Raw genomic sequence first — 16,056 nt, 5'->3', positions numbered from 1 at the left:
ATTTCAAAACAAAAACTTTTTAAAAAATCATCTTACGTTTTCTAACCAATAGCCAAATGACTATTGGGGCTCCAAACATTGAAGTAATCACGTTAATAGGTAACGTATAATCGCTATTTGGAAGTTGAGCAATACTATCACAGATAAGCATTATAATGGCACCAAAAATAAATACTGCAGGCAACAAAAGCTTATGGTTGGAGGTGTTAAAAATTTGTCGGGTAATATGTGGAATTGCCAATCCAACAAAGGCTATAGGACCAGAAAAAGCTGTTATGGTTCCGGCTAATAAACTAGTAGCTAAAATGATAAGCATTCTATTTTTTTTAATATGCAAACCTAAACTACGCGCATAATTTTCTCCCAACAATAACGTGTTTAAAGCTTTTACAGAAGCGAGACTTAACAGTAATCCAATGAAGTAAATAATAAACAAAATTAACACCTCACCCCATGTTAAGTTGCCCAAACTGCCAAAGCCCCAAAAAATATACTGTTGTAACTCTTCTGCTGAACTAAAATACGAAAGAACGCTAACTATAGCAGTTATGATACTTCCAAACATAAGACCAATAATAAGAATGGCCATAGTATCCCTGATTTTGGTAGATACAATCAAAACCGATAACAAAACCAAAAAACTGCCTGTACTGGCAGCAGCAACAATTCCCCATTTACTTACTAAAGCATTAGCTAAAAGTCCTCCAAAAACAGATGACCCCATAATTATTAAGGCTACACCCAAACTAGCACCAGAAGTGATTCCAAGTACAAAAGGACCTGCTAAGGGATTTCTAAACAACGTTTGCATCATAAGTCCAGATACGCCCAATCCAGAACCTACAATAATAGAAGTTAATGCTTTTGGTAAGCGGTAGTCTAACACGATTTTTTTAAGCGCATTGTTATTACTTGATCCTAAAAATATTTCTATTAATTCTGAATTGGAAATAGAAACAGAACCTAAACTAATATTGATAATAAAACACAATATTAACAGCAGGATAAACAGGGCAAAAGTCAATTGATATGTTTGTTTATTGGGCAACTTATTCTAAACGTTTAAAAAAGTAAAGGTCGTGATTTTTAAGTAACTCAGGGTGACTAATTTTTATAATATCCTTAAGCACGATATCGGGCCTGGTCATACCCAATTCAAAATACAAAATACCTCCAGTATCACCAGTAGTATTGGTAAAGGAGTAGATGTTTTTATTCCTAAAGGCGTCAAATAAAGCATGATGTTCATTGCCTTTTTTTAAGTTTTCTAAACTGTTATAGTTAGATGGACTTAACCAAATCTCTGCATTTTGAGCTTTTATAAAAACCGATTCAAAACTTAATTTTAAACTTCCGACGCCTTTGGTGTTATTCCATAGATAGTTAACGTTGGCATCCTTTAAAAGCTGTGCTTCAGTACTAGTGCCGTTTGGTAAATACCAAATATCGTTGTGCATGGCACCGCTTAAAACCCTTGGTATTGATTTTACATGATTTGCCAATTGTTTTACTTCCAAATAATTAGTTTTTATCATCTTAAAAATTGAATCAGCCTGAGCCTTTTTATCATACAAAACGCCAAAAAACTTGATCCATTCAGCTTTTGCCAAAGGAGAGCTTTCAACCCAATCACCATTGAAAATAACAGGGATTCCAGATTTTTTTATAGTTTCATAAGCCCTATTACCTCCATCAATGCCAAAACCAACAACCGCATCTGGGCTTAGTGATAAAAGTATTTCGGTATTTATAACTTCGTTTTTACCCAACTCCTTAATATTGTTGGTATTTATTTGTTTTCTTATTTTTTTAGACGAAATGTAATCCAATCCAGGAAATCCAACTAATGTGTTATTAACAGATAGTAATTCTAAAGCAGGAAGGTGAGTCGTAGAGGTAACAACAATTTTTTTGATTGGAAGTTCTATTATACCACTATAGTCATTAGGATTTAGGGTGATTTTTGGTAGAGAATCTTTATGAATTACCGCATAACTATGAGAAGTTTTAGATTCTGGCCAAGGACTATGGATAGTTAACACTTTATAAACACCCAAATCGCTAACAGAAAACCCTTTGGCATATTCCAGTTTTAAATCTTTTGTATCCATTTCATTAAAAAGTGGTTTGGGTGCTGCATTTTTACAGCTAAAGCATATAATAGCTATTATAAATATTATTTTTCGCAAGGTTTATTTTTTAAGTTCAAAAGTAACATTATTTAAACTTTTGAGTAAAAGAATAAACAAAATGTTTATTTTTACCGCGAAATTTGGTTCCTGCCTCGGTGGGATTAAAAAGGGAATCTGGTGAAATTCCAGAGCTGTTCCCGCAACTGTAAGTACTATGCTCAACGTGATTGGGTATCTCTTTAAGAGTCACTATTTCTTCTAGGCCACTGTTAATATAGATTAATGGGAAGGTATAATAGTGAAGGATAAGTCAGGAGACCTGCCATTTTTTAAACAAATAAGTTAAGCTTTCGGGATAAAAGTTTGTATGTTACAATCCATGCGATTCTCGAGTAATTAATCATTTAAATGAACAAAAAAACAAGTGTTTTTGGTGTACTATGTTTAGGTATATCTATGGTTGGTTTTACGCAACAGCAAAGCGATTCAACAAAAGTCGAACAATTAGAAGAAATTGTTGTTACGGATTCACGATTTAAGTTAAAACGTGAAAATTCAGGAAAAATGGTTATCAAAATTCCCAAGCAAGAAATCGAAAGAAATCAAGCTAGAACAATTTCAGAATTAATCAATACAAAGAGTGGTATTGAAATTAATGGGAGTAGAAGTGTTGAAGGCCAAAACTTGGGTAATTATATTAGAGGAGGAAACAATAGACAAATAATGGTACTTATAGATGGAGTACAGGTAAACGATCCTTCTATTGTAGCTAATGATTTTGATTTACGCCTATTGGATTTAAATATGGTAGAATCCATTGAAATTATTAAAGGTGCTGCGAGTACGTTATATGGAAATGCCGCTGCTACTGCCGTTATTAATATTACAACTAAAAAGGCTTCAAAAGAAAGTGTATCAGGGAGTTTTTTAACGGTCGTTAGTACCAATCAATCACAAGGCGATTTAAACTATAAAGTTTCTAGTTTCACCAACAATGTTTCCTTTAGTGGTAGTAATAGAAAGTTTAATTATTTAATAGGTTTTGGTAATCGATTTGTTGACGGACTTTCAGCTGCCAAATCTAATAATCCAGAGAAAGACCCATTTTCTAGGTTTAACACCAATGTTAAATTAGGTTATGAATTATGTAAGGCTTTTAACCTTACAGCTTTTGCAAGTTATGATAAACTCAAAACTGATATTGATGGTTATCCAGCTCCTACTTATACTTTTGCAGACACTTACGATGAATACATTGCAAAGCAGAAAAGGATAGGGGTGTCCCCTAAGTTCACCTACAAAAACGGAAGCTTTCAAATCAATACTGCATTCACCGAAATTAACAGGGAAACTGTATCAAACTTAAGCTCTGTTAACAAGGCGAAAAGTTATGTCTTTGATGCATTTAATAAATATGTATTTGATGATACATTTTATACCATTGTTGGACTAAATTACGGTGATTATAATAGTCAATTTGCTAAAGAAGAGAGTTTTACAAATACAGATCCTTATGCAAATGTAGTTTACATATCACATTTCGGACTAAATATTAATGCTGGAATACGATTAAATAACCATAGTGAATATGGCTCACACTTTGTGTATAGCTTAAATCCATCTTATAGAGTAGATTTAGGTGAAGGTTATGCCAAAATATTTGGTTCTTATGCGACTTCATTTATTGCACCTAATCTGTCTCAGTTATTTGGTTATTTTGGGGCTAACCCAGATTTAGAGCCAGAAGAAAATTTGACTATCGAGGGTGGTTTTGAATACAATTTAAAAAAGGGGGTTCGGCTAAGTGGTGTGTATTTTAATAGAAAAGAAGAGAATACTATTATCTATACAACGGGTTATGAAAATGCGAGTGCAGATGCTGGGGTTCATGGTATTGAAATAGAAGCTGAATTAGAATTGATTGAAAACTTAAAAGTATCAGCAAACTATACTTTTACTGAATTAAAAGATGGTGTGCGTTTGCGTTTACCAAAGCATAAGGTGAATGCCAATTTAGGCTATAATTTTTGTAAAAACACTTTTGGTTCCTTAAGTTACCAGTATATTGGTAATAGGACAGATACTGATTTTTCTACCTTTGAAAATGTTAAACTAACCCCTTTTTCTTTAGTTGATTTATATTTTAGCCAGAAAGTAATTAAAAATAAGTTAAAATTCTTTGTTAGTGTAACCAATTTGTTGAATGAAGATTATTTCGAAATTCTAGGTTACACAACTAAAGGCAGAAATGTAAACCTAGGATTGAATATTAGCCTTTAATGATATTAGCTGCTATTTAGCCTCATTTTTTGAAATGTCTCCCTTATTTGGAGGCATTTTTTATGGAATCAAATCACAATACCAAACTCCATATTTGTCACTTATACAAACGGAATCATCGTCGGTTTTTGGATTGTTATATTCTCGATATACTTTTTCTCCAATACTAAAATAAATGGGGTTTTTAAAAATTGGTCCATCGAAACAAAAGGTATGGAATTCCCCATTTTCGCCACAGGGATCAACATCTTCAGGTAAACTGTCGATAAAATTTTTATCTATAATAGTACCTACAAAGTCCTTAGCAAAATATTTTGAATTGGCGCAAACGACAATAGTTTTAAAGCCTAAATCTAAAAACTCATTTAGCAAATCTTTTGAATTACGTTTCCAAATTGGAAACACGGCTTTTAAGCCTTGTTGGGCCAATCGTTTTTCACGGTAGGTTCTTAGGTCTTCTAAAAAAATATCACCAAAGGCACTATGGGTAAAACCATTATTTTTTAAACGTTTTACCATTTTAAGCATCTTTTTCTCATAGATGTCCATACTGGGCATTTTGGGCAACTCTATTAAAGTGGATGGTATGCCAATGGCTTGGGTTTGTGCTATTAAAAGTTCCTTTCGTAATCCATGCATGGATACCCTGTTATAATGACTATTAAGAGTTGTAACAAGTTCATCAACAGTATAATTAGGATTTTGTAATAAATGATGTAAGGCTAATGCAGAGTCCTTGCCTGTACTCCAATTGAAGTAGGTTTTAATTTTGTTCAAATAAAAATCTGTTTATCATTTCTGATGGAAGTTCTTTGTCTACATACATACCACTGCCTGAAGTTTCAAAACTATTGCTGTCGTCTATTAATTTTAACGGCGTGAAATTATTCTGTGATTTGATTTTGGAAAGTTTTCCTGAATTCTCAATGACAGCTAGAGCAGCAGCTAAAAGCGTTTCGTTTGCATTGCCTAAAACACCAAGGTTTAAATAATCTTCTTCTAAATAAATGTCAGGGGTTAGCCCGTTGTTATAGTCTGTTTTACCAACACTGTTAAGCGATTTAAAGATTAACGGTTGCATAGCATAGGAATGACTTGGATTTACACCTTCTCTACTAAAATCTTCGGAGTCGTAGAGTGTGGTGGAGGCTTGGTATTTACCTTCTGTATTTTCACCAATATGAATCACATCAATATAAGGGTCGAGGCTATTTATAACCAATTCGCTCGCTGATGCTGAAAAATCTGTAGCAATAATGTAAACTTTACTTAAGTTAAGACTGTTTAAGCTAGCACCAGCATCATTATTAACAAATCTATTGATGAGCAATTCTGGATTTTCATTTTCAATAGCAGTTTGAAACTCTGTGTTCCATTCTTCAGTGCTGAACACATCACCTGTAAACTGGCCGGTTATCATACTCGCAAGCAGTATGGCAGTATTAACCGATCCTCCAGGGTTATATCTTAAATCTAAAACTAAATCATCAATAGTATTGGATTTAAAATCACCAAAAATAGTATTTAACTGTGCATCATAATCGGCTGTAAACCCATTATACATTAAATAACCGACTTTCTTTGAACCAAGATCAAAAATATCGGTTTTAAATATAGGGTTTTCACATAGCTCTACTTTGTTAAGCGTAATTGTTTCGTTTATTGAATCGATAGTATCGTCAGTAGTTTCTGGAGTACCATTATCATTATATGTCCCCAATGTTATAGAATAAGAACTTGAACCAAATAAATTGAAGTTGTTATCACTTTCAGAATTATAATATAGTTGATCTCCATCAACCTCATAAAAAATATCACCTCGTTTTACGCCTTTGCTATCGGCATCACTACCAGTCAAAACCATACGAACAATGCCAAAAACATTGTTAGAGGTATTAGGTGTGTTAAATAGACTAAACTCCATACCGTTAATAACACTACAGCCATCAAAAAAACGTTCTAAAGCGATATAATCATTAACAATCCAACTGTAACGATCTACATTTTCCCTTTGGTATATTAAACTCTCAAATAAATCTTCTGGTTTGGAAAACGAATTTAAATAATCGGCATATTCGTCATCTGAGAAAAACCTGTCATTAGCTAGGTTAGGGATATTGTCCTTATATAGGTAAAAAAGGTTCATACCTTTCCAAACAAAATCATTTATTTGGTTGGCACTAATGGTGTTGTCGTCATTGTCTTCAAAGCAACCGTAATTTATGATTGATAGACACAGAAGCAGTATTGGGACTTTTAGATGTTTCATAGCAATTTTTTTATCATAAGTAGTCTACAAAACCCTAAATTTACTTACATTATTGTATAATAAAAAAATAATTGTAACAAAAAGACATGTTGTTCGTCGTAATTTCAAATAGCATATAAAGTTATTTATAATATAACCAATCAATTATGACTCAAAGTGAGTTTTTAAATATTGTAATGCCCTTTAAGGACAAAGTGTTTCGTTTAGCAAAACGATTACTTATATCTACTGAGGAAGCTGAAGATGCTACGCAAGAGATATTATTGAAATTATGGAACAATAAAACAAAGCTTGAAGGCTATAAAAATGTGGAAGCATTTTCAATGACCATGACCAAGAATTTTTGTTTGGATAAGTTGAAGTCGAAACAGGCTCAAAACTTAAAAATTGTACATAGTAATTACGAGGATAAGCAAACGGGTTTACAAAAGCGAGTTGAATTAAACGATAGTATTAACTGGGTGGGAAAAATAATTGAAGAATTACCAGAACAACAACGCTTAATAATTCAGTTGCGGGATATTGAGGAATACGATTTTGACGAGATTGCTGAAATGCTGGGCATGAATAACACAGCTGTACGTGTAAACCTATCTAGAGCTAGAAAAACGATAAGAGAAAAATTAACTAATACACATAATTATGGTATTAAATAGTATAGAAAAATTAATCGAAAAATACGAGAATGGTGAAACATCACTTAAAGAAGAGCAAGTGTTGAAAAACTACTTTACGAGCGACACGGTTGCCCCACATTTAGAAATGTATAAACCACTGTTTACGTATTTTTTGGCAAATCAACAAGAACAGTTTGCTAAGGACGTTCCATTAAAAACTAAGAAAGCATTTAATTACAAGTGGATTTCTGTCGCAGCAGTAGCAGTTCTTATGTTAGGGTTTTATTTTAATAATCCTAGCGATGTTGGTACAATTGATGATCCTGAAATTGCTTTTAACGAAGTTTCAAAATCGTTAGCGATGATTTCAGATCATTTTAACAAAGGAACTTCAACAGTGGGCTACTTAAACGAAGTAAATAAAGGCACTTCAACTTTGAGTTACCTTACTGAGATAGAAAATACAACTAATATAATTTTTAAAACAAACAAATAATCAATTATGCAAACGCAAAAAATAAATACCATGAAAAATAGATTAATAGTATTCGTAATAGCCATCATGCTAGTACCAATGGCAGGAATGGCTCAAAAAAATGTATTCGAAAAATATAGTGAAAACCCAGATGTTACTTATGTAAACATTAAGCCTAAAATGTTTCAGATGATTGCCAAAATAGGCATAGATACAGATGATGCTGAGGCCAAAGCTTATATGGATATGGTTAAAAGCATTACTAGCTTTAAGACTATTGTAACGGACAACATGTCTATATCAGCTGATATTTCTAAATGGGTAAAATCGCGAGCTAGTGCTTTAGAAGAATTAATGGAGGTTAAGGATGATGGCACCGAAGTTAAGTTTTATGTAAAAGAAGGTAGGGATGCTGATCATGTAGAAGAACTTTTAATCTTTGTGAATGGCGTGGATAAGGTTATGGAGGATAAGATTGAGGTGAATGGTAAGGAGCGAAAAATTGAAACAGTTGTTGTGTCTCTTACCGGAAATATCGACTTAAATGAGATTTCTAAGCTTACCCAAAAAATGAATATTCCTGCTGGAGAACATTTGACAAAGAAAAAATAAACAAATCATCAATCATGCAACGTACAGTTAAATATATAATATTCGCCTTATTTGTCACATTTTTTTTAACAAGCTGTGGCGATGGGGTTAGTTTACAACGGTATTTTGTAGATAACCAGGAATCTAAAAACTTTATCTCACAAGATGTCCCATTATCTATGATAGAAATTGATCAATCTAGATTTAATGAAGAACAGAGGGAAGCTTACGAGTCGGTTAATCGATTAAACTTTCTGGCTTACAGAGCTAACGATACTAATATAGGCTCTTACAACACAGAATTGTCTAAAGTTAATTCCATTTTAAAACATAAAAAGTATAACGACTTAATTGAATTTAATGACAAAGGCAATAAAGTGGTTGTTAAATATATTGGAGATAATGAAGAGGCAGAAGAAGTTGTTGTATTTGCAAATGCGAACAATTTAGGTTTTGCTATTGTTAGGGTTTTGGGTAACAATATGAGCCCCGATAAAATGGTAACTTTGGTTTCTGCTTTACGAGATAGTGATTTTCAAGCAAATCAAATTAAGGATATCATGAACTTCTTTAAATAGATTATAAAAATCTTGTTTAAAAAACTCCTAGCAACAACTAGGAGTTTTTTTCTGGGGTATTACTGTCCATGTCCTCTTCTGGATATTTGCTTTTGGTGTATACGATATTAACCACAATTAATAAATAGATAAGTACTAATAATGTTAAAACGACAAAATTATCAAGCATATTAAAGACGCCGCAAACAAATAAACCTGCTGCCAAAGTACCACATAGTAATAACGATTGTTTGTCGCGTAATATCATTAAATGCCTGTGTAATTTCTCGGTGTAATTTGTTTTAGTTCTGTTTTAATATCATTAGACACCTCTAAGGTATCAATAAAATTTGAAATGGAATTTTGATTTATTTCTTCGTTGGTTCTGGTCAACCCTTTTAAGGCTTCATAGGGATTAGGATAGCCTTCTCGTCTCAAAATAGTTTGGATTGCTTCGGCCACAACAGCCCAGTTGTTTTCTAAGTCTTTAGCAAACTTTGAATCGTTTAACAATAATTTATTCAACCCTTTTAATGTCGATTTAAATCCAATAATGGTATGACCAAAGGGAACACCAACATTACGCAAAACAGTACTATCGGTCAAATCACGCTGCAATCTTGAAATAGGGAGTTTTGCTGAAAGATGTTCAAAAATGACATTAGCTAAACCTAAGTTTCCTTCACTGTTTTCAAAATCTATGGGGTTTACCTTGTGTGGCATGGCACTACTACCAACTTCACCTGCTTTAATTTTTTGTTTAAAATAATCCATAGAAACATAGGTCCAAATATCCCTGTCTAAGTCTATAAGAATCGTGTTTATTCGCTTAAGCGTGTCGAACAAAGCAGCCATGTGGTCGTAATGTTCAATTTGTGTTGTTGGAAACGAATGCTGTAATCCTAGTTTTTCTTGTACAAAGCTAGTTCCAAATGCTTTCCAATCAATATTTGGATACGCCACATGATGTGCATTAAAATTACCCGTAGCTCCACCAAATTTAGCCGCATTAGGTATATCGTTAAGCAAATTAAACTGCTCTTCCAATCGTACAACAAAAACATCAATTTCTTTACCTAGTCGAGTAGGAGAGGCCGGTTGTCCATGCGTTCTGGCAAGCATAGGTACATGTGTCCATTCATTGGACAATGCCTTAAGCTTATTTAAAACGTTTTGATATTCTGGAATGTAAACTGAATTAACGGCTTCTTTTATGCTTAATGGAATAGCAGTATTGTTAATGTCCTGTGATGTCAGTCCAAAATGAATAAATTCTTTGTACTGCAATAACCCTAAAGCATCAAATTTTTTCTTAATAAAATATTCAACAGCTTTTACGTCGTGGTTGGTTACATTTTCAATGTCTTTAACTTCTATAGCGTCTTCACTTGTAAAATTTTTATAAATGCCCCTTAAAGATTCAAAATGAGATGAATCAACAGATTTTAACTGTGGTAAAGGCAATTCGCAAAGCGCGATAAAGTATTCTATTTCAACCAAAACACGATATTTAATTAAAGCCTCTTCAGAGAAAAAAGGCGCTAATTCGTTTACTTTATTTCTGTACCTCCCGTCAATTGGAGAAATGGCATTTAAGACTGATAATGACATGTTTCTGATCTTTTTTTAGAAGTTGCAAAGATAGGAAAGAAAGTTGGAAGAGGGAAGCTTGAAGCGCATAGTTTAAAGTGTGAATAATGTAGTATGTTTTTAGAAACAAGTGCCTTTACGATACTTAAAATGCTATAAACAGTTTGATTTTCTTCTACCCTTGTTGTCTTTTTATTTTTTCATCCTTTTCAAAATACGTTTCGCACGGGATTTATAACCAGCACTTTGTTCATAAAACTCTCGTTGTAAAATTATTGCAAGTTCGTTGTGTATCCATGGGTTGTTCTCTTGTCCAAATAGAAATAGAGTCTCCATGGCATGAACCTTAGCCGCTACTTTATGGTCACTAATCATCCAATCAAAACAAGCTTCAACAATGAGTTCTTTGTGTATTTGTGTTACCATATCTTTTATCGGATTGGAAGTTTGGAGGCAGTACACATTTGCAATTAAGCAACAGATTTTTGATATAGGTCGAACAGCGGAGTCTAAATAAATATGTTTTAGGTTATTAGTAAATTTATTTAAATGAGGTGTAATGGTGTAAATATTGTCGATACAAACAAATTCTAATATCCAAGCGGCCCGACAAGAATTTTTATCATTTACTTTACATAAAATATCTATGAGTTCGGCAAGTAAGCTCGAATTATTTAAAACCAATCGAGCATATCTTAATCGGTTTTCACGGGATGCGTTAACAAGACTTAATTCTTCGTATAATCCTGCTGAGGTCATCTAATTATTTCATAAATTTATGAGTTATAAAAATACTATATTTAATAATCTTAAACCGATGAAGCGAACAAAAAAAATAATATTGGTTTTATTGCTTATATTGGTATTGGCCCAATTTTTTGGCCCAGAAAAAAATCAAGGAGATATAAGTTCAATTGGACCATTCTTAACAGAAACCACCCCTCCAGAGGATGTTAAATTAATATTAAAAGAATCATGTTACGATTGCCATAGCGATTATACAAGATACCCATGGTATAATAATATTACTCCTGTGAATTATTGGTTAGCAGAACATGTAAAAGAAGGAAAAAAGCATTTTAATGTATCCAATTGGGTGGGAAATTCGATAAAGCGAAAAGACCATAAGTTTGAAGAGCTTATTGAAATGGTCGAAGACAAAACCATGCCATTGAAATCCTATACGTGGATGCATGCCGAGGCTAAATTAACCCATGTCCAAATTCAGTCGGTTATCGATTGGGCTAAAATGGTTCGCACCATTTATGCCTTAAAACCAAAACCAGAATAAAGGTTTAAGTTCTTAATAACAGTAAGTATTAGTTGATTGTTGTTAAAAAAGAAACGGCATCCTAAGAAATAGTGAATTAATGATGTTAAAAAAGTTATTGATTATTGGTTTTGTATGGCCAGAACCCAAAAGTTCTGCTGCAGGAAGTAGGATGATGCAGCTTATAGAAACCTTTAAATCTGTAAATTATTCTATTACTTTTGCCAGTACCAGTGTAAAAACAGAACATGCTTTTAATCTTGAAGGTATTGGGATTTCGCAAGTTAAAATTGAATTGAACCATTCTAGTTTTGATAAATTTATTAAAGCATTGTCTCCAGATGTAGTACTGTTTGATAGGTTTATGGTTGAAGAACAATTTGGATGGCGGGTGGCCAAACAGTGCCCCAATGCCTGTAGGGTTTTGGATACTGAAGATTTGCACTTTTTACGTAAAGGAAGATATCAAGCTTATAAGGACGAGGTTCATTTTAATAAGTCCTACTTATTTAATGATATAGCAAAACGAGAAATAGCTAGTATTTATAGGAGTGATTTGAGTCTGGTTATTTCAGAATTGGAAATGGAAATCCTTAAGAATGATTTTAAGGTAGATAATACTTTATTGTGTTATTTACCGTTTATGTTGGATGAAATTCAAAAGGCTATGACTGAAGTTTTGCCGAAATTTGAAGCTCGACACTACTTTATATTTATTGGAAATTTTTTGCATGAGCCCAATTACAATGGTGTTTTATATTTAAAGAAAACAATTTGGCCTTTAATTAAGAAAAAACTCCCCAATGCTGAATTGCACATTTATGGTGCTTATACCACTCAAAAATTACAACAGTTGCACAATAAAAATCAAGGCTTTTTAATAAAAGGGTTTGTTGAGGATGCAAATTATGTTATGCAACAGGCTAGAGTATGCTTGGCACCTTTGCGTTTTGGTGCTGGACTAAAAGGCAAACTGGTCGATGCTATGCAAAATGGAACCCCCTGTTTAATGACTAGCGTTGCTGCTGAAGGTATGTTTGGTAGTTTAAAAGTTAACGGGTTTATTGAAGATAGTCCAGAAGGTTTTGCTAATAAAGCAGTTGAAATGTATAAAAATGAAAAACTTTGGGATAAAAAGCAACAAAACGGATTTTATATAATTAATAAGCGTTTTACTAAAGAAATATATCAAAAAAAATTTTTAAGTAGGTTAGAAGAAACTTTCACACACCTTAACGGAAATCGATTAAACAACTTTATAGGACAGATGCTACAACACCACACTATGCAAAGTACCAAGTATATGGGGAAATGGATAGAAGAAAAGAATAAAATTATTTAAGGTAAGAATGTTAGATCATAATCAGTTTAACTTATTTGAAAATGCACTTGAATTGAAACAATTCGATTTACCTGATGCTAATGTTAGCCTTTACAACAATGTATTTAATGTAGAGGAGAGCCATACGCTTTTCACAAGTTTACTTAAAACCATAAAATGGCAACAGGATACAATAAAATTTTATGGTAAAGAATTTAATGTACCGAGGCTAACAGCGTTTTATGGTGAAGCTAATAAAGTTTATAGTTATTCTAGTATAACTTTACAATCCCAATCTTGGACTTCCGATTTAATATTCATTAAGAAAAGAATTGAGGCAATTACAGAAACTAAGTTCAATTCGTGCTTGTTGAACCTTTATAGAACTGGGCAAGATAGTAACGATTGGCATCAAGATAATGAAAAGGAACTTGGTCAAAACCCAATAATAGCCTCAGTTTCATTTGGACAAACCAGACCTTTTAAATTAAAACATTTGGTAGATACTAGCTTACAAACGATTACTATTCCATTAGTATCTGGGAGTTTATTGCTTATGAAGGGAGCCACCCAACATTTTTGGCGGCACAAAATACCAAAAACCACTAGAGAAATTAACCCGAGGATAAACTTAACATTTAGGGTTATAAATTCCTTATAGCTTCAATAGCCTGCTTTACACCAATAGTAGCCTTTTTAGGAATAACCATTAAGTTTTTTTTACTGTTAATATTAGGTTTTGGGTCAATAAAAAACGTAGGTGTATTTTTTGGAATATAATGTATTAAACCAGCAGCGGGATAAACTTGCATCGATGTACCAATAACTATTAAAATATCGGATGTTTTACAAATGGTTAAGGCCTTTTCAATCATCGGAACATCCTCACCAAACCAAACAATATGTGGACGCAACTGATGTCCTTTGCTACATACATCACCTAAAATCAAATCGGTTTTCCATTCCTGTATATCGGTTTTGTCAACGGTGCTTCTTACCTTAAACAACTCGCCGTGTAAATGGACAATATTGCTACTTCCAGCACGCTCGTGGAGATCATCGATATTTTGAGTAATTATGGTCATTCTAAAATTTCGTTCCAACTCAGCCAAAGCGTAATGAGCACTATTCGGTTCAACCGTTAATAATTGTCTTCGTCGTTGGTTATAAAAATCCAAAACCAGTTCTGGGTTGGCAGCAAAGCCTTGTGGTGAAGCAACTTGCATCACATCGTGTCCTTCCCATAACCCATCGGCATCACGAAATGTTTTAATGCCACTTTCGGCACTTATGCCTGCACCAGTAAGGACTATAATATGTTTCTTCATTAGATATAACTGTTATTCATCGAGTAAATCAGGTCGATGTGTTTTTGTGCGTTCGTAAGCCTGTTCTTCTCGCCATTTTTCTATCTCAGGAAAATTACCGCTAAAAAGGATTTCAGGCACCTGTAAACCATTATAATCCCTAGGTCTAGTGTAAATAGGTGGTGCTAATAAGTTATCTTGAAATGAATCGGTTAGAGCAGAAGTTTCATTGCCTAAAACACCAGGAATTAAACGAATTACAGCATCGCATAGTACGGCCGCTCCTAATTCGCCGCCAGACAGGACATAATCGCCTATAGAAATTTCACGACTGATATAGTGGTCACGAACACGTTGGTCTACCCCTTTATAGTGACCACATAAAATAATAATGTTTTCTTTTAGTGATAGTTGATTTGCGATACCCTGATTTAAGGTTTTCCCATCTGGGGTCATGTATATAATCTCATCATATGGGCGTTCTTCCTTTAGTGCTGAAATGCACTTGTCAATAGGTTCAATCATCATAACCATACCGGCTCCACCACCAAATTGGTAATCATCAACCGATTTATAGTTGTCCGTCGCATAGTCACGTAAATTGTGAAGGTGGACTTCAACTAATTTAGATTCTATGGCACGCTTTAATATTGAAGCTTCAAAAGGACTTTTAAGCAATTCGGGCAATACTGTTATAATATCTATTCTCATGGTACAAAGATAGCTTTTTAGTATATAGGTAAATCTTATAGTATTCAAACAAAAAAAATCTGCAATCAAAAAATTGCAGATTTTGTAAATCTAAACTAAGGAATGTTAAACTCCTTTATGTTTATTAATTTCATCTTGAAGTTGACGTCTTACTTTTTGTTCTCTTTCTAAAGCTGTTTTACGGTGTTCTTCAAACTCTTCTTCAATTTCAGAGAGAGCTAATTTTGCTTTTGTAGTGACAGAGTTGCTGTTTTTAAACTTGTATATAAATAAAATAAGTAATGCAAGAAGACCACCAATAATAGACCACATTAATAAATTATACCCTGTTTTGCTCATTTGTAACCCAAAAAGTGACATACTATTTTTTTCTGTGTTTGTTTTATCTAAATCGCTTTGAGTTGTTGAAAGTTTTGTTTTTAAATCGGAGATTTCGTTAGCTTGGCTATCAACAATAGTCTGTGTGTCTGCTAAATTTTTGTATAATGTTTTTAACGAGTCTACCGTATGTGCCTGAAGAGTAAGGAGCATGCTGAGTTTTACCGCTTCATACATTTGTCCGTTGGTGCCTTTAAAATTTCCTGATTTTTTTAAAACATATTCAAATTGATTATTAAGCGTGCTTTTGTCTAATGAAAGGTCATCATCTTCTTGGGGAGTATTTTGTCCAAATAAAGGGAAAGATAAAAAAACAAGTAGAGTTATAGTTGCTAAATATTTATTGAATTTCATTTAGGATTGATTTAAAGAGTTTGTTTTATAATTACGAATTTAAAAAATATTGTTAAGTATGAACTATATTTTAATAAAAAGCCTCACAAAAGTGAGGCTAATTTATATTTGGGCACTGCCGTCCAAAAGTTTTTGAAAACGGGCAATAAAGTTTCTGTGTCCCTTTGTTTATAGGGGCATAATTAATTGTTTGCTGGAATTATC

18 protein-coding genes and 1 riboswitch are annotated in these 16,056 nt (G+C 33.2%); of the genes, 8 read left to right on the top strand and 10 right to left on the bottom strand.

Going from position 1 to position 16,056, the window contains the following annotated elements:
• Nucleotides 1-19 precede the first annotated feature (19 nt).
• Together K7G79_RS10610 and K7G79_RS10605 are read right to left on the bottom strand one after the other, a co-directional pair.
• A complete protein-coding gene (locus tag K7G79_RS10610) occupies nt 20-1,048 on the bottom strand; it encodes an iron ABC transporter permease (protein WP_223551557.1) in 1,029 nt (342 codons plus the stop codon).
• A gap of 1 nt (nt 1,049) precedes the next feature.
• Nucleotides 1,050-2,111 (bottom strand): ABC transporter substrate-binding protein, encoded by a 1,062-nt coding sequence (locus tag K7G79_RS10605; RefSeq protein WP_223551556.1) that lies wholly within the window; start codon nt 2,109-2,111, stop codon nt 1,050-1,052.
• Between the two features lie 145 nt (nt 2,112-2,256).
• A riboswitch (cobalamin riboswitch) is annotated at nt 2,257-2,474 on the top strand.
• Nucleotides 2,475-2,540: 66 nt separating this feature from the next.
• Here K7G79_RS10605 and K7G79_RS10600 point away from each other — a divergent pair.
• Nucleotides 2,541-4,412, top strand: coding sequence for a TonB-dependent siderophore receptor (locus K7G79_RS10600; protein WP_223551555.1), 1,872 nt, complete (start codon nt 2,541-2,543; stop codon nt 4,410-4,412).
• A gap of 60 nt (nt 4,413-4,472) precedes the next feature.
• Here K7G79_RS10600 and K7G79_RS10595 read toward each other — a convergent pair whose 3' ends face one another.
• Nucleotides 4,473-5,189 (bottom strand): diphthine--ammonia ligase, encoded by a 717-nt coding sequence (locus K7G79_RS10595; RefSeq protein ID WP_223551554.1) that lies wholly within the window; start codon nt 5,187-5,189, stop codon nt 4,473-4,475.
• Nucleotides 5,176-6,681 carry a S41 family peptidase gene (locus tag K7G79_RS10590; protein WP_223551553.1) on the bottom strand — a complete coding sequence of 502 codons (1,506 nt, stop codon included), beginning with the start codon at nt 6,679-6,681 and terminating at the stop codon, nt 5,176-5,178. Before K7G79_RS10590 ends, K7G79_RS10595 begins: the two co-directional genes overlap by 14 nt.
• A 146-nt stretch (nt 6,682-6,827) precedes the next feature.
• On the opposite strand from K7G79_RS10590, the gene K7G79_RS10585 reads away from it, so the two are divergent.
• The 4 genes from K7G79_RS10585 to K7G79_RS10570 are packed head-to-tail and all read left to right on the top strand — an operon-like array spanning nt 6,828 to nt 8,942.
• The gene (locus K7G79_RS10585) at nt 6,828-7,337 is read left to right on the top strand and encodes an RNA polymerase sigma factor (protein ID WP_223551552.1); all 510 of its coding nucleotides are present in this window, start codon (nt 6,828-6,830) and stop codon (nt 7,335-7,337) included.
• On the top strand, nt 7,324-7,794 hold the full coding sequence (locus K7G79_RS10580; protein WP_223551551.1) for a hypothetical protein: 471 nt from the start codon (nt 7,324-7,326) through the stop codon (nt 7,792-7,794). The genes K7G79_RS10585 and K7G79_RS10580 overlap by 14 nt, the downstream gene beginning before the upstream one ends.
• A 30-nt stretch (nt 7,795-7,824) precedes the next feature.
• Nucleotides 7,825-8,385, top strand: coding sequence for a DUF4252 domain-containing protein (locus K7G79_RS10575; RefSeq protein ID WP_223551550.1), 561 nt, complete (start codon nt 7,825-7,827; stop codon nt 8,383-8,385).
• Nucleotides 8,386-8,399: 14 nt separating this feature from the next.
• On the top strand, nt 8,400-8,942 hold the full coding sequence (locus tag K7G79_RS10570) for a DUF4252 domain-containing protein (protein ID WP_223551549.1): 543 nt from the start codon (nt 8,400-8,402) through the stop codon (nt 8,940-8,942).
• A gap of 37 nt (nt 8,943-8,979) precedes the next feature.
• Here the strand turns inward: K7G79_RS10570 and K7G79_RS10565 are convergent, their stop codons facing one another.
• From K7G79_RS10565 to K7G79_RS10555, 3 genes are all read right to left on the bottom strand, one after another.
• Nucleotides 8,980-9,189 (bottom strand): hypothetical protein, encoded by a 210-nt coding sequence (locus K7G79_RS10565; RefSeq protein ID WP_223551548.1) that lies wholly within the window; start codon nt 9,187-9,189, stop codon nt 8,980-8,982.
• On the bottom strand, nt 9,189-10,532 hold the full coding sequence (gene purB / locus K7G79_RS10560; protein ID WP_223551547.1) for an adenylosuccinate lyase: 1,344 nt from the start codon (nt 10,530-10,532) through the stop codon (nt 9,189-9,191). The genes K7G79_RS10565 and purB overlap by 1 nt, the downstream gene beginning before the upstream one ends.
• 171 nt (nt 10,533-10,703) lie before the next feature.
• Entirely contained in the window at nt 10,704-11,270 is a 567-nt protein-coding gene (locus K7G79_RS10555; RefSeq protein ID WP_223551546.1) for an adenylosuccinate lyase, read from the bottom strand.
• Between the two features lie 58 nt (nt 11,271-11,328).
• Between K7G79_RS10555 and K7G79_RS10550 the strand changes: the two genes are divergently transcribed.
• The 3 genes from K7G79_RS10550 to K7G79_RS10540 all read left to right on the top strand — a co-directional run bounded on the left by K7G79_RS10550 (nt 11,329) and on the right by K7G79_RS10540 (nt 13,763).
• Nucleotides 11,329-11,802, top strand: coding sequence for a heme-binding domain-containing protein (locus tag K7G79_RS10550; protein WP_223551545.1), 474 nt, complete (start codon nt 11,329-11,331; stop codon nt 11,800-11,802).
• 79 nt (nt 11,803-11,881) lie between these two features.
• Nucleotides 11,882-13,123 (top strand): glycosyltransferase, encoded by a 1,242-nt coding sequence (locus tag K7G79_RS10545; protein ID WP_370634212.1) that lies wholly within the window; start codon nt 11,882-11,884, stop codon nt 13,121-13,123.
• 7 nt (nt 13,124-13,130) lie between these two features.
• On the top strand, nt 13,131-13,763 hold the full coding sequence (locus tag K7G79_RS10540) for an alpha-ketoglutarate-dependent dioxygenase AlkB (protein ID WP_223551544.1): 633 nt from the start codon (nt 13,131-13,133) through the stop codon (nt 13,761-13,763).
• Here K7G79_RS10540 and K7G79_RS10535 read toward each other — a convergent pair.
• The 3 genes from K7G79_RS10535 to K7G79_RS10525 form a co-directional block, all read right to left on the bottom strand.
• The gene (locus K7G79_RS10535) at nt 13,747-14,430 is read right to left on the bottom strand and encodes an NAD-dependent deacylase (protein ID WP_223551543.1); all 684 of its coding nucleotides are present in this window, start codon (nt 14,428-14,430) and stop codon (nt 13,747-13,749) included. The genes K7G79_RS10540 and K7G79_RS10535 overlap by 17 nt on opposite strands.
• 12 nt (nt 14,431-14,442) lie before the next feature.
• Nucleotides 14,443-15,120, bottom strand: a complete 678-nt coding sequence (trmD, locus tag K7G79_RS10530; protein ID WP_223551542.1) for a tRNA (guanosine(37)-N1)-methyltransferase TrmD — start codon at nt 15,118-15,120, stop codon at nt 14,443-14,445.
• A 105-nt stretch (nt 15,121-15,225) separates the two neighbouring features.
• Complete coding sequence (locus tag K7G79_RS10525; RefSeq protein ID WP_223551541.1) at nt 15,226-15,852, bottom strand: tRNA (guanine-N1)-methyltransferase; 627 nt, start codon at nt 15,850-15,852, stop codon at nt 15,226-15,228.
• Between the last annotated feature and the right edge of the window lie 204 nt (nt 15,853-16,056).

The sequence above is a fragment of the Aestuariivivens sp. NBU2969 genome (genome assembly GCF_019931125.1).
GTDB classification, from domain to species: domain Bacteria; phylum Bacteroidota; class Bacteroidia; order Flavobacteriales; family Flavobacteriaceae; genus Aestuariivivens; species Aestuariivivens marinum.
The sequence above is the reverse complement of the archived record's forward strand: the minus strand, read 5'-3'. Positions and strand labels throughout refer to the sequence as shown.